We start from the raw sequence: 25,246 nt of genomic DNA on the forward strand, positions 1-25,246 counted from the left end.
GCGGTGCGCTGTTCGCGCATACGCTACCGGGCACGCGCCAGGCGATCGGCCCGCCCCCGGCAGCTGATATCCGACCGGTATCCCAATGTGCTGGCATGACGGCCGCTGTGACGGCCATCACATGCCGTCGATGACTGCCTTCATCACATTCCTGGCAATCGGGGCGGCCAGCCCGCCACCGGAGATGTCGTCCCGGTTGGCGTCGCCGTCCTCGACCACCACTGCGACGGCCACCGGGGAGCCACTGTCGGTCTTGGCGTACGAGATGAACCAGGCGTACGGCTTCTCGCTGTTGTCGAGACCGTGCTGGGCGGTACCGGTCTTGCCTCCGACTGTGACGCCGTCGATCCGGGCGTTGGTTCCCGTGCCCTTGCTGACGACCGTCTCCATCATCTGCTGGACCTTCCGGGCGTTCTCGCCCGAGAGCGGTCGGCTGAGCTGTTCCTTCTCGTGGTTGTGGATGACGTCCAGGTTGGGCGCCTGGCGCTGGGCGACCATGTACGGCTGCATGAGCTTGCCGTCGTTGGCGATCGCGGCGGCGACCATGGCCATCTGGAGCGGGGTGGTGCGGTTGGACGCCTGACCGATGCCCGCCATCGCGTTCTGCGGCCGGTTGTCCTTGGGGTAGATGCTCGCGTCGGAGCGGACCGGAGTGAAGATCTCCTTGCCGAAGCCGAACTTCTCGGTCTGCTCGATCATCTTCTCGTTGCCGAGGTCGTCGCTCATCTTGCCGAAGACGGTGTTGCACGACCAGCGGAGCGCTTCCCGGAGGGAGGCGTTCTCACACGGGATGGCGCCCTCGTTCTTCAGCTGGACGCTCGTCTGCGGCAGCGTCCAGGGCAGCGGGGACTCGGTCTTCGCGTCGATGTCGTCGTAGAGGCCGTTCTCCAGCGCCGCGGCGGCGGTGACGACCTTGAACGTGGAGCCGGGCGGATAGGTCTCCCGCAGGGCCCGGTTGAGCATGGGCTTGTCTTTGTCCTTGAGGAGCTTCTGCCGAGCGTCCGAGTCCTTGAGGGAGTTGCCCGCGAAGACCGAAGGATCGTACGAAGGCGTGCTGGCCAGGGCCAGGATGGCGCCGGTGCGCGGGTCGATCGCCGCGACCGCGCCCTTCTTGCTGCCGAGGCCCTTGAAGGCGGCTTCCTGGGCGGCCCCGTCCAGCGTCGTGACGATGTTGCCGCCGGTCTTCTTCTCGCCGGTGACCATCGACAGTGTCCGGTCGAAGAACAGCTGATCGTCATTGCCGGTGAGGATGCCGTCCTCGATGCTCTCCAGCTGGGAGGCGTCGAAAGCCTGGGAGGAGTATCCGGTGACGGGCGCCCACATGGGCCCGTCCTTCCAGACCCTCTTGTACTTGAAGTCACTTCCGCTGGTCTCGACGGAGCCGGTGACCGGGTTGCCGTCCACGATGATGTCGCCGCGCTCGTGTGCGTACCGCTCGATCTGGACGCGGCGGTTGTACTTGTGACCGTTCAGCTCGTCGGCGCGGACGTACTGGAGCCAGTTGTCCCGGATGAGCAGGGCGAGGACGAGCACCCCGCAGAAGATCGCGATCCGGCGCAGTGGCTTGTTCACGGCCGGACGACCTGCGTCATCTCGGCGTCGGAAGTGGGCGCGGGAGCCGGTGCGGGGCGGCGGGCGGTGTCGCTGATGCGGATCAGGATGCCGATCAGTGCCCAGTTGGCGATCACGGACGAACCGCCGGCCGCGAGGAACGGCATGGTCATGCCGGTCAGCGGGATGAGTCCCATGACGCCGCCGGCGACGACGAAGACCTGGATGGCGAAGGAGCCGGACAGGCCGACGGCGAGGAGCTTGCCGAACGGGTCACGGGCGGCGAGTGCGGTACGGACACCTCGCTCGACGATCAGACCGTAGACGAGCAGGACGGCCATCATTCCGGCGAGGCCGAGTTCCTCACCGACGGTGGCGAGGATGAAGTCGGAGTTGGCGGCGAAGCCGATCAGGTCGGAGTTGCCCTGGCCGAGGCCGGTACCGAGGGTGCCGCCCGAGCCGAATGCCATCAGGGACTTGGACATCTGCTCGCTCGCGTCCTCCTTGCCCCAGCCCGCGAAGGGGTCGAGCCAGGCGGTGACGCGCTGCTGGACGTGCGGCTCGAACGTGGCTACACCGACGGCGCCGGCCGCGGACATCAGCAGACCGAAGACGATCCAGCTGGTGCGTTCGGTGGCGACGTACAGCATGACGACGAACATGCCGAAGAACAGCAGTGAGGAACCGAGGTCGGTCTCGAAGACCAGGATCAGGATCGAGAACGCCCAGACCATGAGGATCGGTCCGAGGTCACGGCCTCGCGGCAGGTAGAGACCCATGAAGCGGCGGCTGGCCAGTGCGAGGGCGTCGCGCTTGACCATCAGGTAGCCGGCGAAGAAAACCGTAATGATGATCTTGGCGAACTCACCGGGCTGGATCGTGCCGACGCCGGGGATCTTGATCCAGATCTTGGCACCGTTCACGGCCGGGAAGAACATCGGCAGGATCAGCAGGAACAGCGCCAAGACCATGGAGATGTACGTGTAGCGCTGGAGAAGTCGGTGGTCCTTCAGCGCCACCAGAACGACCACCAGAAGCCCCACCCCGACTGCGGAGAACAGCAGCTGCTTGGAGGCGGCGGGGGCGAAGGTTTTGAGTGCCTGGAAGCGTTCGGACTGGTCCAGGCGCCAGATGAGCGCCAGTCCCAGACCGTTCAGCAACGTGGCCAGCGGCAGTAGCAGCGGGTCCGAGTACGGGGCGAACTTGCGGACTACGAGGTGTGCCACGCCACCCAGTAGGGCGAGCCCGATTCCGTATCCGAGCATGCCGGAGGGCAGCTCGCCGTTGATGGCGAGGCCCACGTTGGCGTAGGCGAACACCGAGATGAAGACGGCGAAAATGACAAGCGCCAGCTCGGTGTTGCGGCGACTCGGTGCGTCGATCGCACCGATGGTGGTCGTGTTGGTGACAACGCTCATGTGCTGGGGCCCCCTACGGCTTACTGCTTACCGCACTGCGGGACCAGCTTTTTCTCTTCCTCCGAGAGGCTGGGGCCGGGAGTGGGAGTCGCTGCGGTCGGCTTGGTCCCCGTTGCGGAGGACGCGGCGGAAGTCTTGTCTGCGGGAGCACCGGCGGTGCCCCCGGCCTGGCCCTCGCCGGTGCGGGCGTCGGCCTCGGCCTCGGCTGCGCGGCGCTGGGCGTCCTTCTTGCAGGCGGATGCCTGTGCGGCGAGTTCGCCGACCTTCTTGCGGGCGTCGCCGAGGCTGCCCTCGGCGATGGTCGCCTCGACCTGCTTGCGCTGGTAGGGCGGGAGGTACTTGAGTTCGATCTCGGGGTGGTTCTTCTCGACCTTCGAGAGCGAGATCCAGGCGAGGTCCTGGCTGATGCCGCGGTACAGCGCGACGTTCTCGTCCTTCGCACCCACGTAGTACTGCGTCTGGGTCCAGCGGTAGCCGCCGTACAGACCGCCGCCGATGACAGCGAGCGCGAGGATGACGTAGAAGGACCGCTTCAGCCACTTGCGGCCGCCGCGCGGTTTGGTGAAGTCGTCGTCGGTGTACGAGCCGAAGGCGCCGTCCGGCGCTCCGGCGTAACCGTTGTCGTCTCCGCTGCCGGGCGGGCCGAAGCCGCCGGCGGGCGGCGGGACGGGGCGGCCGAGTCCGGCCGCGCGTCCGGCCGGGGTCTGCATGGCCCCGCCGTCGTTGTGCTGGGCGGCCTGGTTCTCGGCGACCGCTCCGACGATGACCGGGGTGTCGTTGAGCTGACCGGCCAGGGTGTCGTTGCTGTCGACGTCCAGGACGTCGGCCACGATGCAGGTGATGTTGTCGGGGCCGCCGCCGCGCAGGGCCAGCTGGATGAGGTCCTGGATGGTCTCCTGGGGGCCCTGGTAGCTGGCCAGGGTCTCTTCCATCGTCTGGTGGGACACGACGCCGGAAAGCCCGTCCGAACAGATCAGATAGCGGTCACCGGCCCGGACCTCACGGATGGAGAGGTCGGGTTCGACGTGGTCACCGCTGCCGAGCGCCCGCATCAGCAGGGAGCGCTGCGGGTGGGTCGTGGCCTCTTCCTCGGTGATCCGGCCCTCGTCGACGAGACGCTGCACCCAGGTGTGGTCCTGGGTGATCTGCGTCAGCACACCGTCGCGCAGAAGATAGGCGCGGGAGTCGCCGACGTGGACGAGGCCGAGGCGCTGACCCGTCCAGAGAAGGGCGGTGAGCGTGGTGCCCATGCCCTCCAGCTGGGGGTCCTCCTCGACCATCAGACGCAGCTGGTCGTTGGCCTGCTGGACCGCCGTGCCGAGCGAGGTCAGGATGTCGGAGCCCGGCACATCGTCGTCGAGCTGGACGAGCGTGGAGATCACCTCTGAGCTGGCGACCTCTCCGGCCGCCTGGCCGCCCATGCCGTCGGCGATGGCGAGAAGGCGAGGGCCGGCGTAGCCGGAGTCCTCGTTGCCTTCCCGGATCATGCCCTTGTGCGATCCGGCGGCGAAGCGCAGGGACAAGCTCATGCGCACCTCGCCCGTCGGTTCGGGGTACAGCCGGTCTCGAGCCACACTGCCCACCCTCCGGTCGGGAGCCGGGCCGGGTCCGTCGTAAGGACCGCCGCGGCTCGCTCGCTCCGCTCGCTCATTGTCGTACTACTTCCGCAGCTCGATGACGGTCTTGCCGATGCGGATCGGCGCGCCCAGCGGAACAGGCGTCGGGGTGGTGAGTCGGGTCCGTTCGAGATACGTGCCATTGGTGGACCCGAGATCCTCGACGATCCACTGGCCGTCACGGTCCGGGTAGATCCTGGCATGCCTGCTGGACGCGTAGTCGTCGTCCAGCACGATCGTTGAGTCGTGCGCCCGGCCCAAGGTGATGGTCTGGCCCTGGAGCGCCACCGTAGTACCCGTGAGGGTGCCTTCGGAGACGACCAGTTTGGTGGGTGCCCCGCGGCGCTGGCGCCCGGGCTGCTGGCGCTGCTGCGGTGGAGCCGCGGCGGCGGATGGTTGGCGCGCCTGTTGCGGGCGCGTGTCGGCGGCAGTGCGGCGTGAGCCGCGCTGCGTGACGCGCGTTCCGAACAGGTCGCTTCTGATGACCTGGACGGCCACGATCACGAACAGCCACAGAACGGCTAGGAAACCTAGCCGCATGACCGTCAGGGTCAGCTCTGACATTGCCCCCGCTTCACCCTTCGGCTTGCCGGTAAACGATGGTTGTACTACCCACGACGATCCGCGAGCCGTCGCGGAGCGTAGCGCGGGTGGTGTGCTGCCCGTCTACCACGATGCCGTTGGTAGACCCGAGATCCTGGATCGTCGAGGGCGTTCCGGTCCGGATCTCACAGTGCCGGCGCGATACGCCGGGATCGTCGATCCGCACGTCGGCGTCGGTGCTTCGTCCCATCACCAACGTCGGGCGGGAGATCTGATGGCGGGTGCCATTGATCTCGATCCAGCGCCGTACCTGTGCGTCCGGCAGGGCGCCGGGCGTGGTCGGAGGGCGCCGGTCGGTCGAGGGGCCGCCTGAGCGTCCTGCGCCCGGCGGCGGGGCCGCGGGCATGGGCGGAGCGGCGGTCGGGGGGTAGCCGTAACCTCCGGGCGCCTGGGGGGCGGCGGGCCGCCCGGGGGCCGGACGGTTCGGCTGTGCGTGCGGGGGAGGACCGGCCGGCGGCTCGGACTGGCTCCCCTGTGACGAACTCGACGCGAGCGTCCGGCTGCGGACACGGTAGAGCCCGGTGTCGAGGTCGTCGGCCTTCTCGAGATGGACCTTGATCGGGCCCATGAAGGTGTAACGCTGCTGCTTGGCGTAGTCCCGTACGAGGCCGGACAGCTCGTCGCCGAGTTGTCCGGAGTACGGGCTGAGCCGCTCGAAGTCGGGTGTGCTCAGCTCGACGATGAAGTCGTTGGGTACGACGGTCCGCTCGCGGTTCCAGATCGTGGCGTTGTTGTCGCACTCGCGCTGGAGGGCGCCGGCGATCTCGACCGGCTGTACCTCGGACTTGAAGACCTTGGCGAAGGTGCCATTGACCAGACCTTCGAGACGCTGCTCGAAACGCTTCATGACTCCCATGGGGCACCTCCTCCGGTGTCGTCATCCCTGTACTGCTTACTGATCGTATCCACGCGTCGGGAAATCGGCTGGTTCCCCTTCTCTGCCCAGTGGATGAGTGTCACCCCTCACACGGATCGTAGAGGTGACCTCCTCATAGTGTCCCGCACGTGGGGTGCGGTCAGGAGGAGTGGGTACGGGGGTTCCGCGTTCCCGCTTCCCCTCATGTGTTCGCCAAAACAACGGATGTGAATCCACCCAGTCCATCGTGCTAATCTTCCGGTTGTCGCCAGGCGCTCACACCGAACGGTGAGAGAGTCTCAAAACAACACTCATGCGCGAGTGGCGGAACGGCAGACGCGCTGGCTTCAGGTGCCAGTGTCCTTAGGGACGTGGGGGTTCAAATCCCCCCTCGCGCACAATGGAGCACCGATGGCTGGTGCTTGGCAGTAACGCAGAAACGGTCGTCATCGGAGTCACGATGGCGGCCGTTTCCGCGTTGTGCTGCGTGGGGTCGGCGGACGGTGACGCGACGGGGCAGGGCATCTTCTTCCTGCTGGTCGTGCTGAGCATCGGCTCGTACGCGTCGGTCGCGGTGATCGGTGGCGCGGGAGCGGTGCCGGCGCTGTGGATCAAGGCCGGGCCGGCGCTGTGGATCAGAGCCGGGCCGGCGGTCGGTGCCTCGCTCGTGGTGAGCGTGGCCGGCATGGCGCTCGCCGGGCCGGTGTTCGGCCTCGTGGACCACGGGCTGGGCGGGCTCTGGGCGATGGCCTGGCTCTACTCGGCGGGCATCCTGCTGATCGGTGTGGGACTGCACACCTTCCTCAGGCGCTGGACGACGCTCGGCCTGATGGTGCTGTTCGTCATGCTCAACTTCACCAGCTCCGGCGGAATCTTCCGGCCCGAGTTGCAGTGCAGCCCGGTTCCTTCGGGGCCCTCCACTCGTTCCGGAACGGCGCGGGCTTCGTCGAGGGCGTTCGCAGCCATGTGTACTTCGGTGGCCACGCGCTGGGCGTCACCTGCTGGTGCTCGCGATGTGGTTCGTGGCGGGGCTGGGTGCTGGTCCTGGTGGGTGTGGCCGGGTGGGCCGAGGCGCGGCGGCGTGGGGTCGTGGCGGCTGCGGAGGCGCCTGGTTCCCGGGCCCGGGCCGAGGAGGAGATGGAGGAGATCGTCGGCGTCTGACCGTCTGACCGTCGGACCGTCGGACCGTCGGACCGTCGGACCGTCGGACCGTCGGCACGCGGCGAGCGGTGCGACAAGCGGCCTCCGATTCGGCGGTCGCAGGGGCCCTCGTGGCCCTCGGCGCCGTTGTCCACAGGGAGATCGACTACTTGTCCACAGGACCGGACGATTGTTCGCGAACGGCGGTACCTTCATCGGGAAGTGACGGCGGACGGCCGGCAGGCGGGGGAGGCGGCGTTCCATGGGTGAGATCGATACGACTGCACCGGGGCAGCGGACCGGGGCGGGTGGCGTGCGGATTCCGGTCGTACCCGGGTTCGCGCGGCGCTCGGCACCGGGCTCGTCGGCGGCGGGGGCCAACGGTTCGCCGAAGGCGGCGGGCAAGGCGCTGAGAGGCCGGGTGCCTCGGTCCGCGCACAGCTCCCTTGCCCTGCCCCCCGGCCGCCCCGACGCCGTACAAGCGGTCGAGGAGTCGAACCGGGGCCGGGTGCCCGGACTCACTCCGATGAGGGTGGGGCGGATGGTGGCCACACCGTTCGCCTTCATGCGCGGCTCGGCTGGGCTGATGGCCCACGACCTCACGGGTACGCCGGTCACCGGGGTGGGCGCGCAGATCTGCGGGGACGCGCATGCCGCCAACTTCGGGCTGTACGGCGACGCGCGCGGCAATCTCGTCATCGATCTCAACGACTTCGACGAGACGGTCTTCGGCCCGTGGGAGTGGGACCTCAAGCGGCTCGCCACCTCGTTGGTGCTCGCGGGGCGCGAGGCCGGTGCCGACGAGGACACCTGCCGCAAGGGCGCGTACGACACCGTGGGCGCGTACCGGCGGACCATGCGACTGCTGGCCGGACTGTCGGCGCTCGACGCGTGGAACGCCATCGCGGACGAGGAACTCGTCTCGCACACGGACGCGCGGGACCTCGTGGGCACTCTGGAGCGGGTCTCGGAGAAGGCGCGCAACAACACGAGCGCCCGTTTCGCGGCCAGGTCCACGGAGGAATCGGAGGACGGCGGACGCTGCTTCATCGACGCGCCGCCGGTGCTGCGCCGGGTACCGGACGAGGAGGCGGCGGCGGTCGCCGCCGGGCTCGGCGGTTATCTGAACACGGTCTCCGAGGACCGGGTGCCGCTGCTCGCCCGCTACGCGATCCACGACGTGGCGTTCCGGGTGGTCGGCACGGGAAGCGTCGGTACGCGGTCCTACGTGGTGCTGCTGCTGGACCACCGGGGGCAGCCGCTGGTCCTTCAGGTGAAGGAGGCCAGGCCCTCCGTGCTGGCCCCTCATCTTCCGCGGGCCGGTTTCGACGTGGCCGAGGTCGCGCACGAAGGCCGCCGGGTGGTGCTCGGGCAGAAGCGGATGCAGGTCGTCAGCGACATCCTGCTCGGATGGGCCGACGTCGACGGGCGGCCGTTCCAGGTGCGTCAGTTCAGGAACCGCAAGGGCAGTGTGGACCCGGCGGCGCTCGCGGCCGATCAGGTCGACGACTACGGGCGGATGACCGGTGCGCTGCTCGCCCGTGCCCACGCGCACAGTGCCGATCCTCGTCTGCTGGCGGCCTACTGCGGCAAGAACACCGAGCTGGACGAGGCGATGGCCTCCTTCGCCGTGACGTATGCCGACCGGACGGAAGCGGATCACGCCGAGTTGGTGCGGGCGGTCGCGGCGGGCCGCATAGCCGCCGAGCCCGGCGTCTGACCGAGATCCCGGAGGCCTGGCGTCCTCGGTGTGCCGGTCCTGGCCATACGCTGGACGGGTGACCCACGAAGCCGCCGGGGTGCCAACCACCCGGAACGACGATGACCGGCAGGACAACGACCGGCAGGACGCGCAGTCCGCTGCCCAGGGCGAGCCGCGGGGCGGCCGGCCCGATGGTGGGGACGGTGCGGCCTCTGCCGGAGGCGCTGCGGCCTCGGCGGAGGGTGCGGCGCCGCGTCCGCAGGAGCGGCTGGCCAAGGCCGTGCGGGTGGCCGAGCAGGCGCTGATCGAGTTCGAGATCGCGGTGGAGACCTTCCGGGTCGAGGTCGAGAACTTCTCCCGGCTGCACCACCAGAAGCTCGGCCCGATGTACGCCCGGCTCGACGAGCTGGACGCGCTGATCGCGGAAGCCCATGCGTCCAGGACCGGAGATCCGGAGGATGTGCGCAAGGCCCAGGAGGCGCGGGCGATCGTCATGCCGATGCCCGGGGTCGAGGAGCTGTTCCACGACTGGATGGACTCCGACGGCCTGTCCCCCGAGGCCGCCGCGATGCTCACCGAGCAGCCCGTCAGGCCGCCCAAGCGGGTCAGGCCCAGCGAGGAGGCCCGCAAGCTCTACCGCGAGCTGGCACGCAAGGCGCACCCGGACCTGGCGCCGGACGAGAGCGAGCGGGAGCGCCGCGATGAGTTCATCACCCGGGTGAACGCCGCCTACGGGCGTGGCGACGAGGCACTGCTGAGGGAACTGGTCCAGGAATGGGAGGCGGGACCGGTCGCACCGGAGGCCCGGTTCAGCGAGAGCGAAGAGCTGTACGCACGGCTGGAGTGGCTCAGCCGGCGCAAGGAACTGCTGGCGGTGCTGGCCAAGGAGCTGGAGCAGAGCGCCATCGGGTCCATGCTGCGCATGGCGCCGGATGACCCGGACCGCTTGCTGGAGGACATCGGCGAGAAGCTGCTCGCCGAGGTGTCACAGCGTGAGGCCGAGCTGGCGGACCTGGTGCAGTAGCGTTCCGGGTATCCCCTGCCGCGTACGTACGAGAGAAGGCATGACCCATGAATTTCGCCCCGTTGCCCTCGGTGGATGTCGCGGCGGTGCCGTCGGACGGCTTCGTGCTGGACGTCCGGGAGAACGACGAGTGGGCGGCCGGGCATGTCGAGGGCGCGCTGCACATCCCCATGAGCGACTTCGTGGGCCGCTTCGGTGAGCTGACCGAAGCGGCGGAGGACGGACGGCGTGTCCATGTGATGTGCCGGGTCGGTGGCCGGTCGGCCCAGGTGACGCAGTACCTGGTCCAGCAGGGCATCGACGCGGTGAACATCGACGGCGGGATGCAGGCCTGGGACGGTGCCGGGCGGCCGATGGTCGCGGACGGCACGGTCCCGGCCTTCGTCCTCTGAGAGTTCAGCCGGACCTACGGCGAGGTCAGCCGAGGGCGTGGGCGGCCAGCAGGTCGCCCAGCGCCTCCTCATGGGCTGCCGCAGGTCCCAGCGAGAGCTCGATCTGCTTCGCCCAGGCGTGGAAGCGGTGCAGGGGGTAATCGGTGTCGGCGCCGATGCCGCCGTGCAGATGCTGAGCCGTCTGCACGACGCGGCGTACGCCTTCCGAGGCCCAGATCTTCGCCACGGCGATGTCCCCGGCGGCGGGCAGGGCCCCGTCGGCTCCGGTGGAGAGCCGCCAGGCGGCCTGCCAGAGGGTCACTTCCATGGCGCGCAGATCGATGTACCGGTCGGCGGTCTGCACGGCGACGGCCTGGAACGTGGCGACGGGAAAGCCGAACTGCTCCCGCTCGCCCGTGTACGCGCTCGTCATGGCGAGCACGCTCTCGCCCAGACCGAGTGCGAGCGCGCACGTTCCGGTCGTGAGGACGTTGCGCAGCCACTCCCAGGCGCCCTCGGCTTCGATCAGCTCATGGTCGTCGACGTGGACGGCGTCGAGCCCGACCTCGGCGAAACGCTCGCCGCTCGTGGACACCTGCTCGGCCAGACGGACGCCTTCGTGCGTACGGCGGACCAGGGCGAGGACGGCTCGTCCGTCCGCCGTGTGGGCGGGTACCGCGATCCGGTCCGCGCACTGGGCCCACGGCACCGCCGACTGCACCCCGTCGAGCACCCATCCGGCTGCCTCGGCTGTTGTGGCCGTTGCGGGAGTACCGGTCTCTGTTCCCGTTCCTGTCCTGGTCGCTGTTCCGCGCAGCGGGGCCCGGCGGGCCGTTACGGAAAGCTCGGCCGGGTCGTGGCCGGTGCGGCCGTTGGCTCCGACCGTGAGGACCAGCTCGCCCCGGCCGAACTTCGGCAGCAGCTCCGCCGCCAGAGCCGCGTCGCCGTACCGCTGTACGACCATGGCGACCGCGCAGCCTTCCAGCAGGGGTATCCGGGCCAGCACCTTCGCCGACTCGCGCAGCACGAGACAGAGGGCGATCAGGTCGAGCCCCGCGCCGCCGTGTTCCGGGGCCAGCGTGAGGCTCAGCAGGTCCGTGCGCGCGAGCCCGGACCAGAGTGGCCGGTCCATGTCCTCGGCCACCGCCCCCAGGGTCAGGGCCGGGCTGGGAACACCGTCGGGCGCGACCCCGGCGAAGACCGACGTCGCCGCTTCGACCACCGCCCGCTGTTCCTCGGTGAAGGTGAAGTCCACTGTCCCGGCCTCCCGCGAACCGTAGTGTCCCTGAACCGCCGGGCCCGCGACCGGACCTGACGGGCCCCGACCTGACGGGCCGTCAAGATAGAACAGGTTCCAGGAGAAGGGAACAGGGCGAACGGGGCCGGTGCTCACGCTCGGCGCAGTCAGCGGTCGAAGTCGAGCTTCACCTCCGGGGTGACCGGGTGCGACTGGCAGGCGAGGACGAAGCCGGCCTCGGTCTCCTCAGGCTCCAGCGCGAAGTTACGGTCCATCCGCACCTCACCCGACACGAGGAACGCGCGGCACGTGCCGCACACGCCGCCCTTGCACGCGTACGGGGCGTCCGCCCGGCTGCGCAGCACCGTCTCCAGAAGAGATTCCGCGCCCTGCACCGGCCAGCTCCCCGAGCGGCCGTGAAGAGTCGCGGTGAGGGTGCTGTCCGCGGGGGCGTCGATGCGGGCGGCGGGGGCCGGGCCGTCATCGACGTGGAAGATCTCCTGGTGGATACGGGAACGGTCGGCACCCAGCTCCCGCAGCGCCTTGTCCGCACCCTGCACCAGGCCGAGCGGCCCACAGAGGAACCAGCCGTCGACGTCCGCGACGGACAGCAGAGCCGGCAGCAGGCCGGTCAGCCGCTCCCGGTCCAGGCGGCCCGACGGGAGACCGGCCGCCTGCTCCTCCCGCGAGAGGGCGGTGACCAGCTGGAACCGGTCCGGGTAGCGGTCCTTGAGGTCGGCCACCTCGTCGAGGAACATCGTCGAGGCCGCTGTCCGGTCGCTGCGGATCAGACAGAACCTGGCTGCCGGTTCGCGGGCCAGCAGCGTCGATGCGATCGACAGCACAGGCGTGATGCCGCTGCCGCCGACGATCGCGGCGAAGAATCCCGGCCGCGGCCGGAGCACGAAGCGGCCCATCGGAGGCATCGCCTCCACCTGGTCACCGACGGCCAGTTCCTTGAGGGCGTACGTGGAGAACGCCCCGCCGTCGACCATGCGGATGCCCACACGCAGCACCGGGGAGGCCGGTGCCTCGACGGCGGGTGTGCAGATCGAGTACGACCGGCGGATCTCCTGGCCGTCCAGGGCGTAGCGCACGTTGAGGTGCTGGCCAGGGATGTGGCGGAAGGTCTCGCGCAGGTCGTCCGGCACGGCGAAGGTGACGGCCACCGCATCGTCCGTGATCCGTTCGATCGCGCTGACCCGGAGCGGATGGAACATCTACAACTCCTTGAAGTGGTCGAACGGCTCGCGGCAGGCCACGCAACGGCGCAGCGCCTTGCACGCCGTGGAGGAGAAACGGCTCAGCAGCTCGGTGTCGGTCGACCCGCAGTGCGGGCAGCGCACCGCGAGGGTCAGGGGCACCGGTCCGCCCGTGCCGCCCTGGGGGCGCGGGGGTGCGATACCGAACTCCGAGAGCTTGCGCCGCCCCTCGTCGCTGATGTCGTCCGTCGACCAGGCGGGGGCGAGGACGGTGACCACCGAGACGTCCTTCATGCCGTGGTCGTGCAGGACCCGCTCGATGTCGGCGGACATGGCCTCGATCGCCGGGCAGCCCGTGTACGTCGGGGTGAGCCGCACCGTGACACTGTCCGGACCTTCCATGTGGACACCGCGGAGCACGCCGAGCTCCTGGAGGGTCAGTACGGGAAGTTCCGGGTCGGGAACGGCGCCCGCGAGCCGGTGCAGCTCCGCTTCCAGCAGGGTCTCCGTCACCATGACGCCCCCGGGTGGCTGCGGTGCAGGTGCTGCATCTCGGCGATCATCCTGCCGAACGGCTCGGTGTGCAGTCCCTGGCGGCCGGCGCCGGCCTGCCAGCCGCCGGACTGCGGTCCTGCCGGGACGGTGAGCGTGGCACGCTCCACCACGTCCGTCACGGCGGCGAGCCAGTCGGCCCCGAGTGCCTGCCAGTCGATGTCGATGCCTTCGACGGGCTGGAAGAGCTCGCCGGTGAAGCGCCACAGGGCGTCGAGGCCGCTCCGCATGCGCTCGTGGCTCTCCGCCGTCCCGTCACCGAGGCGCAGGGTCCACTGCTCGGCGTGGTCGCGGTGGTAGGCGACCTCCTTGACCGCCTTCGCCGAGAGGTCGGCGAACTCGCCGTCCCCGGCTGCCAGCCGCTCGTACAGCAGGTGCTGGTAGACGGAGAAGTAGAGCTGCCGGGCGATGGTGTGGGCGAAGTCGCCGTTCGGCTGCTCGACCAGCTGCACGTTGCGGAAGGCCCGCTCCTCGCGGAGATAGGCCAGCTCGTCCTCGTCGCCGACGAGTGAGAGCAGCACGCGGGCCTGGCCCAGCAGGTCCAGGGCGATGTTGGCGAGCGCCACTTCCTCTTCCAGCACGGGGGCGTGGCCCGCCCACTCGCCCAGCCGGTGGGAGAGCACCAGTGCGTCGTCGCCGAGGGCGAGGGCCGCGGTCACAGGTGCTTCACCCCTTCCGGGATCTCGTAGAACGTGGGGTGCCGGTAGGGCTTGTCGCCGGACGGTTCGAAGAAGGAGTCCTTCTCGTCCGGCGAGGAGGCCGTGATCGCCGTCGACGGCACCACCCAGAGGGAGACACCCTCGGAGCGGCGGGTGTACAGGTCGCGTGCGTTGCGCAGGGCCATTTCGGCGTCCGGGGCGTGCAGGCTGCCCGCGTGGGTGTGGGACAGTCCGCGCCGTGAGCGCACGAACACCTCCCACAGCGGCCAGTCGGTGGAACTGCTCATGCCGTTGCCTCCCCGGGCTGTGTGGCCGTTCCGGTGGGTCCGGGCCGTCCTGCGGTGTGCTTCGTGGCGTATGCCGCCGCCGCGTCGCGGACCCAGGCGCCCTCTTCGTGCGCTGTGCGGCGCTGGGTGAGGCGCTGCTCGTTGCAGGGCCCGTTGCCCTTGAGGACCTCCTGGAACTCCGTCCAGTCGATCGCTCCGAAGTCGTGCCGGCCCAGCTCCTCGTTCCACCGGATGTCCGGGTCGGGGAGTGCGAGCCCGAGTGCCTCGGCCTGGGGGACGCAGATGTCCACGAAGCGCCGGCGCAGCTCGTCGTTGGAGTGCCGCTTGATCTTCCAGGCCATCGACTGCTCTGAGTGCGAGGAAGCATCATCCGGCGGGCCGAACATCATCAGGGACGGCCACCACCAGCGGTTCACCGCGTCCTGCGCCATCTCGTGCTGGGCCGGGGTCCCGCGGCTGAGGGCGAGCAGCAGCTCATAACCCTGTCGCTGGTGGAAGGACTCCTCCTTGCAGATCCGGACCATCGCGCGGGCGTACGGGCCGTAGGAGCAGCGGCAGAGCGGCACCTGGTTGGTGATCGCGGCTCCGTCCACCAGCCAGCCGATCGCGCCGACGTCCGCCCAGGTCAGCGTCGGATAGTTGAAGATCGACGAATACCTCTGGCGTCCGGCGTGGAGCTTGTCGAGCAGCTCCTCGCGGCTCGTGCCCAGGGTCTCGGCTGCGCTGTACAAATACAGCCCGTGTCCCGCCTCGTCCTGGACCTTGGCCATCAGGATCGCCTTGCGGCGCAGCGAGGGCGCGCGCGTGATCCAGTTGGCCTCGGGCTGCATACCGATGATTTCCGAGTGGGCGTGCTGGGCCATCTGGCGGACCAGCGAGGCCCGGTACGCCTCCGGCATCCAGTCGCGCGGCTCGATTCGGTCGTCCGCTGCCACCGCTGCGTCGAACGCCGCGGTACGGGCCGCTTCCTGTGCCGCGTCCCGCTCCGTCTCCGCCGCGCCTGCCGCGCTGTGCTTCTGCTGGTCCGCAGTCACTGCCGCCATCCCGGGCTCCCTACCGACCGATCGTTCGGTTCAATGACTTCAATGGTGAGTCGGCGGCCCGTAGGGTGTCAACCCTGTGGATAACTGAGTGGTGATCGACGGCGATCGGGGCGGGATGGATGCGGACCACGGCGGGGGCGCCGAGAGCGAGCGGAAGGCCGCGTGGCCGGAAGCGGTGGGCCACCGGGCCGACGGGCCTGTCGGCGAACCTGCCGACGGGGGTACGGACGCCGGTACGGGCCGGATTCCCCGGCAGGACGCAGGGCGCGATGCCGGGCTGGACCCAGGGCCGAACGGGTCGCCACATCTCTCGCCGGCCGCGGATACGAACGGTGGAGGGGATGTCGTCCCTCCGGCGGCCGCAGCCCGCCGGAGCGGGATAGCCGGGCTCTCGCTCCCGTACCAGGTCGTCGCCGCTCTGGCACTGGCCGTGCTCGGGGTGCTGGGGGCCGTACACCTGGCCATGGTGTTTCTGCACGTCGCGCCGTCCAACACCCTGACGAAGCAGCACAGCGAGGCGATAGACGACTGGGTCTACCCGGAGTTCGAGCAGAACTGGAAACTCTTCGCTCCCAACCCGCTCCAGCAGAACATCGCCGTACACGTGCGTGCCGAGGTGGCAGGCGACGACGGCCGCCGCATCACTCCCTGGATGAGCCTGTCCGGTGAGGACGGCGAGGCGATACGCGGCAACCTCCTCCCGAGCCATGTCGATCAGAACGAACTCCGTCGCGGCTGGGACTTCTTCCTGAACTCGCACGACAGCGAGAACCGTTCCAACGGTCTGCGCGGAGACCTCTCCGAGCGCTACGTCCGCCGCATCGTGATGCTGCGCCTCGACGCGCACGACTACGGCGGCACGGTCGAGCGCATTCAGGTCCGCTCCGCCGTACGGTCCGTCCCGGCACCGGCGTGGAGCGAGGAAAAGACCAACACCAGGCCCACCTACCGGGTACTCCCCTGGTGGACCGTGGACCCCGCCGATCTACCAGGGGACGACGCGGCGGCGCGGGCGTCGCAGGGCGAGGAGACGGACAAGTGAGCACTCCCACCGAGGTGCGGGACGGCGGCCTGGACTCCGGCCGGTTCCCGGGCCCCACGCCCGTCGGCAAGCTCGCCCGCGGCATCCAGCGTGTCACTTCGGCAGCCCTGGGGCCGTACCAGAGCGCCGTCATCCGGATCGGCTTCTCCGCCACGTACCTGCTGTTCCTGCTGCGCGAGTTCCCGCACCGCCACGAGATGTACGGGCCCGACGGCCCGTGGCAGTGGGGCATGGCGGAACAGCTCATAGGGAACAACGGCGCCTTCACGGTGCTGATGTGGTCGGACGGCACGGTGTGGTTCGAGAGCGTGTACGCGCTCGCGCTGGTGTCGGCCGCGCTCCTGATGGTCGGCTGGCGCAGCCGGACCATGTCCGTCCTCTTCATGGCCGGTGTGCTGTCCCTGCAGAACCGCAGCATCTTCATGGGCGACGGCGGCGACAACGTCATCCACCTGATGGCGATCTACCTCGTGCTGACCCGCTGCGCACAGGTGTGGTCGCTGGACGCGCGGCGTGCGGCGCGCAATGCGGCCAGGGCGGCGGACGGCCTGGCTCCGGTCCGGGACGTGGCGGGCCCGGTCCTCTGGGCCGTGCTCGGCCCCGTCCTCCTTGTGGCCACGCTCATGGGCGGTCTCGGCGACACGTACTGGCTGCCGGTCCTGCTGTGGGTGTTCTGGGTGGGCAACGGTGCCTGGTGGGCCGCGAACCGCTTCGCCCCGGACGGGGAGCCGCGCTCACTGCTCGACGTCCTGGCCAACCTCGCCCACAACGCCACACTCGTCGTGATCATGGCCGAGGTCTGCCTGATCTACGCGACGGCCGGCTGGTACAAGATCCAGGGAACGCGCTGGCAGGACGGTACGGCGCTCTACTATCCGCTCAAGCTGGACTACTTCACGCCGTGGCCCGGGCTCTCGGGCATCCTCGCGTCCAGCGGCCTGGTGGTGATGGTGCTGACGTACGGCACGGTCCTCGTGCAGGTCGCCTTCCCGTTCACGCTGTTCAACCGGCGCGTCAAGAACGTGCTGCTGGTCGCCATGATCGGCGAGCACGCCGGGATCGCCGTGCTGCTCGGACTGCCCTTCTTCTCCATGGCGATGATCGCCGCCGACGCGGTGTTCCTGCCGACGGTCTTCCTGGTGTGGCTGGGGGGCCGGGTCACGCTCACGCGGGAGAGGCTCTTCTCCCGTCGCCGTGGAGGACACGGCCCGGCGTCCGACCGCGAGCGGGCGGAGGAGGGCGAGGGGGAGGTCTCGCGGCAGCGTGGCGGCGCGGGTCATACGCTCGTCGGGTGAGCAGCGAGAACGGCACTACAGAGCCCCCTTCGAACGGGGCACCCGATCCGGCGGCGGAACCGGTCCAGTACGACGAGGGATACGGGCCGGAGGTCGGCGTCGGGCCCCACCCGCTGCCGTGGCCCGAGGGGGAGCGGTACGACCCCGAGCTGCTCGCCCACGGAGACCGGCGCAACGTCGGCGACGCGTACCGGTACTGGACGCGGGAGGCGATCGTCGCCGATCTGGATCTGCGGCGGCACGACTTCCATGTGGCGGTGGAGAACTGGGGCCACGACTTCAATATCGGCTCGGTGGTGCGTACCGCGAACGCCTTCCTCGCGAAGGAGATCCACATCGTGGGCCGGCGGCGGTGGAACCGTCGGGGGGCGATGGTCACCGATCGTTACCAGCATGTGCGGCATCACCCCGACACGGCTGATCTGACCGCTTGGGCGGCGGCCGAGGGGCTGCCCATCATCGGCATCGACAACCTTCCCGGTGCGGTGCCCCTGGAGCGGACCGAGCTGCCGCGGCGCTGCGTCCTGCTCTTCGGGCAGGAGGGCCCGGGGCTCACGGAGGAGGCGCGTCAGCACGCGTCGATGGTGTGCTCGATCGCGCAGTTCGGATCGACTCGGTCGATCAACGCGGGGGCGGCGGCCGCGATTGCCATGCACGCGTGGGTGCAGCGGTACGCGGACGTTCCGGAGCCGGGCGGTTCGGGGGGCTGAGCGGGCCGTGGGTGCCGGTGCCGGGTGCCGGGGTGCCGGTGGGTGGGGAAGCCGGCGAGCCGCAGGCTTCCCCACCCACCCGGTTTCAGGCCTGGCGGCGGACCTCGATGACCCGGAAGCGGTTCGCGACGAACGCGCCGTCGCACAGTGCCGCGTTAGCCGCCGGGTTTCCACCCGAGCCGTGGAAGTCCGAGAAGGCAGCGGTCTGGTTGACGTACACCCCGCCGGTCAGGTTCAGCGAGAGCTGGGCCGACTCCTCGAAGCAGACCGTCTCCACCTCGCGCTCGACCTCCGGAGACGTGGTGTACGCGCCGACCGTCATCGCTCCCTTTTCGCGGATCGTGCGTCGCAGCAGGGCCAGCGCGTCCGCCGTCGAGACGACCGAGACCGCGAACGAGACCGGGCCGAAGCACTCCGACAGATAGGCCGCGCCGTCGTCCGCCTTGGTGCCGTCGAGCTTGACGATGACCGGCGTACGGACCACCGCGTCCGGGAAGTCGGGGTTGGCCACCGTGCGCGATGCCAGGGCCACCTCGCCGAGCTCCGCGGCGCCGTCCACCCGGGCCTTCACGTCCGGGTTGACCAGGGCGCCCAGCAGGGCGCCGGCCCGGGCATCGTCGCCGAGCAGGCCGGTGACGGCGGCGGCGATGTCGGTGACCACGTCCTCGTAGGACTTGTCGCCCGCGTCCGTGGTGATGCCGTCGCGGGGGATCAGCAGATTCTGCGGGGTGGTGCACATCTGGCCGCTGTAGAGCGAGAGCGAGAAGGCCAGGTTGGCCAGCATGCCGCGGTAGTCGTCGGTGGAGTCGATGACGATCGTGTTGACTCCCGCCTTCTCCGTGTAGACCTGCGCCTGGCGGGCGTTGGCTTCCAGCCAGTCACCGAAGGCGGTCGACCCCGTGTAGTCGATGATCTTGATCTCGGGACGCAGTGCCAGGGTCTTGGCGATGCCCTCGCCCGGCCGCTCGGCCGCCAAGGCGATCAGGTTCGGGTCGAAACCTGCCTCGGTGAGGACCTCGCGTGCCAGCTGGACCGTGAGCGCCAGCGGAAGCACCGCGCGCGGGTGCGGCTTTACCAGGACCGGGTTTCCGGTGGCGAGGGAGGCGAAGATGCCCGGGTAGCTGTTCCAGGTGGGGAAGGTGTTGCAGCCGATCAGCAGCGAGATACCGCGACCCACCGCGGTGAACGACTTGCTCAGCTGGAGCGGGTCGCGCTTGCCCTGGGGCTTGGACCAGTCGGCGGTCCGCGGAGTGCGGACCTGCTCCGCGTACGCGTACGCCACCGCCTCCATGCCGCGGTCCTGGGCGTGCGGGCCGCCCGCCTGGAACGCCATCATGAACGCCTGCCCGCTGGTGTGCATCACGGCGAGGGCCAGCTCATGGGTGCGTGCGCTGATCCGGGAGAGGATCTCCAGGCAGACCAGGGCCCTGGTCTCCGGTCCGGCCTCGCGCCAGGCGCCCATGCCCGCGCTCATGGCCGGCAGCAGGACGTCCAGATCGGCGTGGGGGTACTCGACGCCGAGGGCCGGCCCGTACGGAGAGGTCTCGCCGCCCGTCCAGCCGTCGGTGCCGGGCTGGCCGAGGTCGAGCCGGGTGTTCAGCACGGCGTCGAACGCGGCCTTGCCCTCGGCCGGGCCCAGGCTGCCGGGGGCACCGCCCTCGCCGTATGCCTTCGGGTGCTCGGGGTGCGGGGACCAGTAGGCGCGCGTACGCATGGCGTCGAGGGCCTGGTCGAGCGTCGGGCGATGGGTCTCGGACAGTTGCTGGGGGGAGAGCTCGGCGGCCATGACGGACCAACTCCTCATCGAGCTGGGCAGGGACGGGCGGACGGAGTTAGAGTAACCGAACGATCGGTCGGGGCAAGGGCCCCCGAGCAACCTGTGGACAACTCATGGGGGAGGATCGCGGGCATGACTACGGCCAAGCGGGACACGTACACGCCTGAGACGCTCCTCACCGTGGCCGTCCGTGTCTTCAACGAGCGTGGCTACGACGGCACCTCGATGGAACACCTCTCCAAGGCGGCCGGCATCTCCAAGTCGTCCATCTATCACCACGTGAGTGGCAAGGAAGAGCTGCTGAGGCGGGCCGTCAGCCGGGCGCTCGACGGGCTCTTCGCGATTCTCGACGAGCCCGGCGCGATGCGCGGGCGCACGATCGAGCGGGTCGAGTACGTGACGCGCCGGACCGTCGAGGTGCTGACGACCGAGCTGCCCTACGTCACGCTGCTGCTGCGCGTGCGGGGCAACACGAAGACCGAGCGCTGGGCGCTGGAGCGCCGCCGCGAGTTCGACCAGCGGGTGTCGGAGCTGCTCAAGGCGGCGGTGGCGGACGGCGATCTGCGCGCCGACGTCGACATACGCCTGGCCACGCGGCTGCTCTTCGGGATGGTGAACTCCCTGGTCGAGTGGTACCGCCCGCACCCCGGCGGCTCCGCCGAGGCGGAGCAGCTGGCGGACACGGTGGTCCAGCTGGCCTTCGAGGGGATGCGGGTCACTCGCTGACCAGGCCCTGGGCCAGATCCGTCGGGCGGTCCGGCCCCGGCCCCAGGTCGGTCTCCTCGAACACCAGCAGGGTGCGGGTGGAGAGCACCTCGGGGATGGACTGGATCCTGGTCAGGACCAGTTCGCGCAGCGCCCGGTTGTCCGGGGTGTGGACCAGGAGCAGTACGTCGAAATCGCCGCTCACCAGCGCGATGTGCGTGGCTCCCGGGAGTGCCTGGAGCTGTTCGCGCACCGTGCGCCACGAATTCTGGACGATCTTGAGCGTGATGTACGCGGAGGCGCCCTGCCCCGCCCGCTCATGGTCCACCCGTGCGCTGAAGCCACGGATCACGCCGTCCTCCACGAGCCGGTTGATGCGGGCGTAGGCGTTGGCGCGCGAGACGTGGACGCGGTCGGCGACCGACCGTATCGAGGCGCGGCCGTCCGAACGCAGGATGCGGAGGATGTCGCGGTCGATGGCATCGAGCGGTCTGGCGGGCGGAAGAGGGCCCGGGTCCTCGCCCCTCTCGGCCATTTGTTCAGACGCCATCTCCCCGTACCTCCCTGTTGTGGACGACCTGCGCCTATCCCAGGCTGTGGAGAACCGTTTGTCCACAGGCTGACGGCGCCTGTAGCCAAACTGCCGCCGCGACCGAACAATCGGTAGGTGAGGCGCACCACAACCGCGCCTCCCTTACCCCTCGACATTTCGACATATTTCGACACCCTCGATCTACCTCGATGCCAGGAGGTGCTTGTCATGACGGTCCAAGAGCTGCCCGGCGCGGCTGCCTACCGGCCCACGCCGCCCCCGGCCTGGAAGCCGCTCACAGACCCGGCGCCACTGCTCCCGGACGCGGAGCCGTACCGCGTGCTCGGCACGGACGCGGCGGCCGACGCGGACCCCGCTCTGCTGCTGCGGCTCTACACCGAGCTGGTGCGCGGTCGCCGCTACAACGCGCAGGCCACGGCCCTGACCAAGCAGGGCAGGCTCGCCGTCTACCCGTCGAGCACCGGGCAGGAGGCATGCGAGATAGCGGCCGCGCTCGTGCTGGAGGAGCAGGACTGGCTCTTCCCCAGTTACCGCGACACCCTCGCGGCCGTCGCACGCGGACTCGACCCCGTCGAGGCACTGACCCTTCTGCGCGGCGACCGGCACACCGGATACGACCCGCGCGAGCATCGCATCGCCCCGCTCTGCACCCCGCTCGCCACCCAGCTGCCGCATGCCGTGGGTCTGGCCCACGCCGCGCGCCTCAAGGGCGACGACGTGGTCGCCCTCGCGATGGTCGGCGACGGCGGTACCAGTGAGGGCGACTTCCACGAGGCGCTGAACTTCGCGGCCGTCTGGCGTGCCCCGGTCGTCTTCTTCGTACAGAACAACGGCTTCGCGATCTCCGTCCCGCTGGCCAAGCAGACCGCGGCGCCCTCCCTGGCCCACAAGGCCATCGGATACGGGATGCCCGGCCGGCTGGTCGACGGCAACGACGCGGCCGCCGTGCACCAGGTGCTCGGTGAGGCGGTGTCCCGCGCCCGGCGTGGTGAGGGACCGACGCTCGTCGAGGCCGTCACCTACCGGATGGAAGCCCACACGAACGCCGACGACGCCACGCGGTACCGCGTCGACAGCGAGGTCGAGGCATGGCGGGCTCACGACCCGATCCGGCTTATGGAGCGGGAGCTGACCGGGCGCGGACTGCTCGACGAGGGCGGCATCGTGGCGGCGAAGGAGGCGGCGGACGTGATGGCCGCCGGACTGCGGGAGCGGATGAACGCCGATCCGGTGCTCGATCCCATGAGCCTGTTCACGCACGTGTACGCGGAGCAGACGGAGCAGCTGCGCGAGCAGGCGGCGCGCCTGCGCGTCGAGCTGGACGCCGAGCACGACCAGCACGACGACGACCCGGAGGAACGGCGATGACGACCGCAGCGGCGGTTCCCGGCACGCAGTCGGGGAAGGCCAAGCCGGCCACCATGGCGCAGGCCCTCGGGCGTGCGCTGCGCGACTCGATGGCCGAGGACCCTTCGGTCCATGTCCTCGGTGAGGACGTCGGCACGCTCGGCGGGGTCTTCCGGATCACCGACGGCCTGGCCAAGGAGTTCGGCGACGACCGTTGTACGGACACTCCGCTGGCCGAGGCGGGAATCCTGGGCGCGGCGGTCGGCATGGCGATGTACGGGCTGCGGCCCGTGGTCGAGATGCAGTTCGACGCCTTCGCCTATCCGGCGTTCGAGCAGCTGATCAGCCATGTCGCCAAGATGCGCAACCGGACCCGGGGCGCCATGCCGCTGCCGATCACGGTGCGGGTGCCGTACGGCGGCGGAATCGGCGGGGTCGAGCACCACAGCGACTCCTCCGAGGCGTACTACATGGCCACGCCAGGTCTGCACGTCGTCACACCGGCCACGGTCGATGACGCCTACGGGTTGCTGAGGGCGTCGATCGCCTCCGACGACCCGGTGATCTTCCTGGAGCCGAAGCGGCTGTACTGGTCGAAGGCGGCCTGGTCGCCGGAGGCCCCGGCGCCGGTCGAGCCGATCGGACGGGCGGTCGTACGGCGTTCCGGACGCAGCGCGACGCTCATCACGTACGGGCCGTCCCTGCCGGTCTGCCTGGAGGCGGCGGAGGCCGCGGTGGCCGAGGGCTGGGACCTCGAAGTCGTGGACCTGCGCTCGTTGGTGCCGTTCGACGACGAGACCGTCGCCGCGTCCGTTCGGCGTACGGGGCGGGCCGTGGTCGTCCATGAGTCCTCCGGATTCGGCGGCCCCGGCGGGGAGATCGCCGCGCGGGTCACCGAGCGGTGCTTCCACCATCTGGAGGCGCCGGTGCTGAGGGTCGCCGGATTCGACATCCCGTATCCGGCGCCGATGCTGGAGCGGCACCATTTGCCGGGAGTGGACCGGGTGCTCGACGCGGTGGCCCGTCTGCAGTGGGAGGCGGACAGCTGATGGCTCAGGTGCTGGAATTCAAGCTGCCGGACCTCGGTGAGGGGCTGACCGAGGCGGAGATCGTGCGCTGGCTGGTGGAGGTCGGCGATGTCGTCGCCATCGACCAGCCCGTCGTCGAGGTCGAGACGGCCAAGGCGATGGTGGAGGTGCCGTGTCCCTACGGGGGCGTGGTGACGGCGCGGTTCGGCGAGGAGGGAACGGAACTTCCGGTCGGAGCACCGCTGCTCACGGTGGCGGTCGGTTCCCCGGAGTCCGGGGCGGGCTCCGCCACGGGATCGGGGACCGGGGCAGGGGCGAACGGTTCCGGCTCTCATTCCGGTTCCGGTTCCGGTTCGGACGGGGCCGAGTCGTCGGGCAACGTGCTGGTGGGTTACGGCACGGGGGCGCCGGCGGCACGTCGCCGCCGGGTCCGTCCGGAGTCGGTCTCGGCGCGGCCCGTGGCGCCCGAGCGGGCTCCCGCCGCCGCGGGTGCCGCCTCTCCCGCCGTCGCCGGACAAGAGGTGCGAGGGCCGGTGGCCGTTGTCTCGCCCCTCGTACGCAAGCTTGCCCGGCAGCACGACATCGATCTGCGGCGGGTGGCGGGGTCGGGGCGTGACGGGCTGATTCTGCGCGCCGACGTCGAGGCCGCGATCCGCGCGGCGACGGAGCGGACGGCCGCGGATGCCGCTGGGACGGGCGCACCCGTGGCGGCTCCGGTGGTCGCTGCGGCGCCCGGTGCCGGCTCGGCGCCACGGTCCGGGCTCGGTGCCGCCGAAGAGCGGGTTCCGTTGCGCGGGGTACGCGGCGCGGTGGCCGACAAGTTGTCGCGCAGCCGGCACGAGATCCCGGACGCGACGTGCTGGGTCGACGCCGACGCCACGGAACTGATGGCGGCCCGCGCGGCGATGAACGGTGCCGGCGGTCCGTCCGCGGGCCCCAAGGTGTCCGTGCTCGCGCTGCTGGCCCGTATCTGCACGGCGGCCCTGGCCAAGTTCCCCGAGCTCAACTCGACGGTGGACCCGGCCGCGCGGGAGATCGTGCGGCTCCGCGACATCCACCTGGGCTTCGCCGCCCAGACGGAACGCGGACTGGTCGTGCCGGTCGTCCGGGACGCGCAGTACCGGAACGTGGACTCGATCGGCGCCGAGATCGCTCGGCTGACCGAATCGGCCCGTACGGGGAAGCTGACGCCGGCCGAGCTGACCGGTGGCACGTTCACGCTGAACAACTACGGAGTGTTCGGGGTCGACGGTTCGACACCGATCATCAACCATCCGGAAGCGGCGATGCTGGGCGTCGGCCGGATCATGCCCAAGCCGTGGGTGCACGGGGGCGAACTGGCCGTACGCCAGGTCGTGCAGCTCTCGCTCACCTTCGACCACCGGGTCTGTGACGGAGGCACGGCGGGCGGGTTCCTCCGGTACGTTGCGGACTGCGTGGAACAGCCGGCGGTGCTGCTGCGCACCCTGTAGCGGCGGTGGTGTGGGCCGCGCGGGACCGGGCCGGCGGGTACGTCAGGTCCCTGGGG

Annotated in this window: 23 protein-coding genes, 1 tRNA gene and 1 pseudogene; 12 read left to right on the forward strand and 13 right to left on the reverse strand. The window is 70.0% G+C overall.

The features are described 5' to 3' along the window. Window positions 1-117: 117 nt before the first annotated feature. From F0344_RS17985 to F0344_RS18005, 5 genes are all read right to left on the reverse strand, one after another. Window positions 118-1,572 (reverse strand): peptidoglycan D,D-transpeptidase FtsI family protein, encoded by a 1,455-nt coding sequence (locus tag F0344_RS17985; RefSeq protein ID WP_185299753.1) that lies wholly within the window; start codon window positions 1,570-1,572, stop codon window positions 118-120. After that, window positions 1,569-2,969 (reverse strand): FtsW/RodA/SpoVE family cell cycle protein, encoded by a 1,401-nt coding sequence (locus F0344_RS17990; protein ID WP_185299754.1) that lies wholly within the window; start codon window positions 2,967-2,969, stop codon window positions 1,569-1,571. The genes F0344_RS17985 and F0344_RS17990 overlap by 4 nt, the downstream gene beginning before the upstream one ends. A 20-nt stretch (window positions 2,970-2,989) precedes the next feature. Then, on the reverse strand, window positions 2,990-4,498 hold the full coding sequence (locus F0344_RS17995; RefSeq protein ID WP_185299755.1) for a Stp1/IreP family PP2C-type Ser/Thr phosphatase: 1,509 nt from the start codon (window positions 4,496-4,498) through the stop codon (window positions 2,990-2,992). A 129-nt stretch (window positions 4,499-4,627) separates the two neighbouring features. Next, window positions 4,628-5,149, reverse strand: a complete 522-nt coding sequence (locus tag F0344_RS18000) for an FHA domain-containing protein FhaB/FipA (protein ID WP_185299756.1) — start codon at window positions 5,147-5,149, stop codon at window positions 4,628-4,630. A 10-nt stretch (window positions 5,150-5,159) separates the two neighbouring features. After that, window positions 5,160-6,044 (reverse strand): FhaA domain-containing protein, encoded by an 885-nt coding sequence (locus F0344_RS18005; RefSeq protein WP_185299757.1) that lies wholly within the window; start codon window positions 6,042-6,044, stop codon window positions 5,160-5,162. A 315-nt stretch (window positions 6,045-6,359) separates the two neighbouring features. Here F0344_RS18005 and F0344_RS18010 point away from each other — a divergent pair. The 5 genes and pseudogenes from F0344_RS18010 (at window position 6,360) to F0344_RS18030 (ending at window position 10,302) form a co-directional block, all read left to right on the forward strand. Next, window positions 6,360-6,442 (forward strand) — tRNA-Leu (locus F0344_RS18010). 95 nt (window positions 6,443-6,537) lie between these two features. Beyond that, window positions 6,538-7,205, forward strand: a pseudogene (locus F0344_RS36550) (hypothetical protein); the annotation flags it as partial. Window positions 7,206-7,446: 241 nt separating this feature from the next. Continuing rightward, window positions 7,447-8,904: a DUF2252 domain-containing protein gene (locus F0344_RS18020; RefSeq protein WP_185299758.1), complete on the forward strand. Its 1,458-nt coding sequence runs from the start codon at window positions 7,447-7,449 to the stop codon at window positions 8,902-8,904. A 58-nt stretch (window positions 8,905-8,962) separates the two neighbouring features. Further along, window positions 8,963-9,910 carry a J domain-containing protein gene (locus F0344_RS18025; protein WP_185299759.1) on the forward strand — a complete coding sequence of 316 codons (948 nt, stop codon included), beginning with the start codon at window positions 8,963-8,965 and terminating at the stop codon, window positions 9,908-9,910. A gap of 47 nt (window positions 9,911-9,957) precedes the next feature. Then, a complete protein-coding gene (locus tag F0344_RS18030; RefSeq protein ID WP_185299760.1) occupies window positions 9,958-10,302 on the forward strand; it encodes a rhodanese-like domain-containing protein in 345 nt (114 codons plus the stop codon). A 25-nt stretch (window positions 10,303-10,327) separates the two neighbouring features. On the opposite strand, the gene F0344_RS18035 is transcribed toward F0344_RS18030, so the two are convergent. From F0344_RS18035 to paaA, 6 genes are all read right to left on the reverse strand, one after another. Further along, window positions 10,328-11,536 carry an acyl-CoA dehydrogenase family protein gene (locus F0344_RS18035; RefSeq protein ID WP_185299761.1) on the reverse strand — a complete coding sequence of 403 codons (1,209 nt, stop codon included), beginning with the start codon at window positions 11,534-11,536 and terminating at the stop codon, window positions 10,328-10,330. Window positions 11,537-11,685: 149 nt separating this feature from the next. Beyond that, complete coding sequence (locus F0344_RS18040; protein ID WP_185299762.1) at window positions 11,686-12,738, reverse strand: 2Fe-2S iron-sulfur cluster-binding protein; 1,053 nt, start codon at window positions 12,736-12,738, stop codon at window positions 11,686-11,688. After that, window positions 12,739-13,236: a 1,2-phenylacetyl-CoA epoxidase subunit PaaD gene (gene paaD / locus F0344_RS18045; RefSeq protein WP_185299763.1), complete on the reverse strand. Its 498-nt coding sequence runs from the start codon at window positions 13,234-13,236 to the stop codon at window positions 12,739-12,741. It abuts the gene before it with no gap. Then, complete coding sequence (gene paaC, locus F0344_RS18050) at window positions 13,230-13,931, reverse strand: 1,2-phenylacetyl-CoA epoxidase subunit PaaC (RefSeq protein ID WP_185299764.1); 702 nt, start codon at window positions 13,929-13,931, stop codon at window positions 13,230-13,232. Before paaC ends, paaD begins: the two co-directional genes overlap by 7 nt. Then, window positions 13,928-14,218, reverse strand: a complete 291-nt coding sequence (gene paaB, locus F0344_RS18055; RefSeq protein WP_185299765.1) for a 1,2-phenylacetyl-CoA epoxidase subunit PaaB — start codon at window positions 14,216-14,218, stop codon at window positions 13,928-13,930. Before paaB ends, paaC begins: the two co-directional genes overlap by 4 nt. Continuing rightward, window positions 14,215-15,261, reverse strand: coding sequence for a 1,2-phenylacetyl-CoA epoxidase subunit PaaA (paaA, locus tag F0344_RS18060; protein ID WP_185299766.1), 1,047 nt, complete (start codon window positions 15,259-15,261; stop codon window positions 14,215-14,217). The genes paaB and paaA overlap by 4 nt, the downstream gene beginning before the upstream one ends. An 88-nt stretch (window positions 15,262-15,349) precedes the next feature. On the opposite strand from paaA, the gene F0344_RS18065 reads away from it, so the two are divergent. From F0344_RS18065 to F0344_RS18075, 3 genes are read left to right on the forward strand one after another with little or no spacing between them, the layout of a single operon-like run. Continuing rightward, window positions 15,350-16,303: a DUF5819 family protein gene (locus tag F0344_RS18065; protein ID WP_258049989.1), complete on the forward strand. Its 954-nt coding sequence runs from the start codon at window positions 15,350-15,352 to the stop codon at window positions 16,301-16,303. Window positions 16,304-16,317: 14 nt separating this feature from the next. Next, window positions 16,318-17,598: an HTTM domain-containing protein gene (locus F0344_RS18070; protein ID WP_374940156.1), complete on the forward strand. Its 1,281-nt coding sequence runs from the start codon at window positions 16,318-16,320 to the stop codon at window positions 17,596-17,598. Next, window positions 17,595-18,308, forward strand: coding sequence for a TrmH family RNA methyltransferase (locus F0344_RS18075; RefSeq protein ID WP_185299767.1), 714 nt, complete (start codon window positions 17,595-17,597; stop codon window positions 18,306-18,308). Before F0344_RS18070 ends, F0344_RS18075 begins: the two co-directional genes overlap by 4 nt. An 85-nt stretch (window positions 18,309-18,393) precedes the next feature. Here the strand turns inward: F0344_RS18075 and paaN are convergent, their stop codons facing one another. Then, window positions 18,394-20,094 (reverse strand): phenylacetic acid degradation protein PaaN, encoded by a 1,701-nt coding sequence (gene paaN / locus F0344_RS18080; protein ID WP_185299768.1) that lies wholly within the window; start codon window positions 20,092-20,094, stop codon window positions 18,394-18,396. Window positions 20,095-20,217: 123 nt separating this feature from the next. On the opposite strand from paaN, the gene F0344_RS18085 reads away from it, so the two are divergent. Next, a complete protein-coding gene (locus F0344_RS18085; protein ID WP_185299769.1) occupies window positions 20,218-20,811 on the forward strand; it encodes a TetR/AcrR family transcriptional regulator in 594 nt (197 codons plus the stop codon). Here F0344_RS18085 and F0344_RS18090 read toward each other — a convergent pair. Further along, window positions 20,801-21,340: an Lrp/AsnC family transcriptional regulator gene (locus F0344_RS18090; RefSeq protein ID WP_185299770.1), complete on the reverse strand. Its 540-nt coding sequence runs from the start codon at window positions 21,338-21,340 to the stop codon at window positions 20,801-20,803. The two genes, F0344_RS18085 and F0344_RS18090, sit on opposite strands and share 11 nt — an antisense overlap. 210 nt (window positions 21,341-21,550) lie before the next feature. Between F0344_RS18090 and pdhA the strand changes: the two genes are divergently transcribed. From pdhA to F0344_RS18105, 3 genes are read left to right on the forward strand one after another with little or no spacing between them, the layout of a single operon-like run. After that, entirely contained in the window at window positions 21,551-22,711 is a 1,161-nt protein-coding gene (pdhA, locus tag F0344_RS18095) for a pyruvate dehydrogenase (acetyl-transferring) E1 component subunit alpha (protein WP_185299771.1), read from the forward strand. After that, window positions 22,708-23,739, forward strand: a complete 1,032-nt coding sequence (locus F0344_RS18100; protein ID WP_185299772.1) for an alpha-ketoacid dehydrogenase subunit beta — start codon at window positions 22,708-22,710, stop codon at window positions 23,737-23,739. Before pdhA ends, F0344_RS18100 begins: the two co-directional genes overlap by 4 nt. Next, complete coding sequence (locus tag F0344_RS18105; protein ID WP_185299773.1) at window positions 23,739-25,190, forward strand: dihydrolipoamide acetyltransferase family protein; 1,452 nt, start codon at window positions 23,739-23,741, stop codon at window positions 25,188-25,190. Before F0344_RS18100 ends, F0344_RS18105 begins: the two co-directional genes overlap by 1 nt. The last annotated feature ends 56 nt before the right edge of the window (window positions 25,191-25,246 follow it).

This window comes from Streptomyces finlayi (assembly GCF_014216315.1).
GTDB classification, from domain to species: domain Bacteria; phylum Actinomycetota; class Actinomycetes; order Streptomycetales; family Streptomycetaceae; genus Streptomyces; species Streptomyces finlayi_A.

Coding starts and splice junctions, on each gene's coding strand:
- F0344_RS18005 (WP_185299757.1), bottom strand. CDS start 6,044: ATGGGAGTCATGAAGCGTTTCGAGCAGCGTCTCGAAGGTCTGGTCAAT.
- F0344_RS18000 (WP_185299756.1), bottom strand. CDS start 5,149: ATGTCAGAGCTGACCCTGACGGTCATGCGGCTAGGTTTCCTAGCCGTT.
- F0344_RS18085 (WP_185299769.1), top strand. CDS start 20,218: ATGACTACGGCCAAGCGGGACACGTACACGCCTGAGACGCTCCTCACC.
- paaB (WP_185299765.1), bottom strand. CDS start 14,218: ATGAGCAGTTCCACCGACTGGCCGCTGTGGGAGGTGTTCGTGCGCTCA.
- F0344_RS18020 (WP_185299758.1), top strand. CDS start 7,447: ATGGGTGAGATCGATACGACTGCACCGGGGCAGCGGACCGGGGCGGGT.
- F0344_RS18040 (WP_185299762.1), bottom strand. CDS start 12,738: ATGTTCCATCCGCTCCGGGTCAGCGCGATCGAACGGATCACGGACGAT.
- F0344_RS17995 (WP_185299755.1), bottom strand. CDS start 4,498: ATGAGCTTGTCCCTGCGCTTCGCCGCCGGATCGCACAAGGGCATGATC.
- paaN (WP_185299768.1), bottom strand. CDS start 20,094: ATGGCCGCCGAGCTCTCCCCCCAGCAACTGTCCGAGACCCATCGCCCG.
- paaD (WP_185299763.1), bottom strand. CDS start 13,236: ATGGTGACGGAGACCCTGCTGGAAGCGGAGCTGCACCGGCTCGCGGGC.
- F0344_RS17990 (WP_185299754.1), bottom strand. CDS start 2,969: ATGAGCGTTGTCACCAACACGACCACCATCGGTGCGATCGACGCACCG.
- F0344_RS18100 (WP_185299772.1), top strand. CDS start 22,708: ATGACGACCGCAGCGGCGGTTCCCGGCACGCAGTCGGGGAAGGCCAAG.
- F0344_RS18030 (WP_185299760.1), top strand. CDS start 9,958: ATGAATTTCGCCCCGTTGCCCTCGGTGGATGTCGCGGCGGTGCCGTCG.
- paaA (WP_185299766.1), bottom strand. CDS start 15,261: ATGGCGGCAGTGACTGCGGACCAGCAGAAGCACAGCGCGGCAGGCGCG.
- F0344_RS18090 (WP_185299770.1), bottom strand. CDS start 21,340: ATGGCGTCTGAACAAATGGCCGAGAGGGGCGAGGACCCGGGCCCTCTT.
- F0344_RS18105 (WP_185299773.1), top strand. CDS start 23,739: ATGGCTCAGGTGCTGGAATTCAAGCTGCCGGACCTCGGTGAGGGGCTG.
- pdhA (WP_185299771.1), top strand. CDS start 21,551: ATGACGGTCCAAGAGCTGCCCGGCGCGGCTGCCTACCGGCCCACGCCG.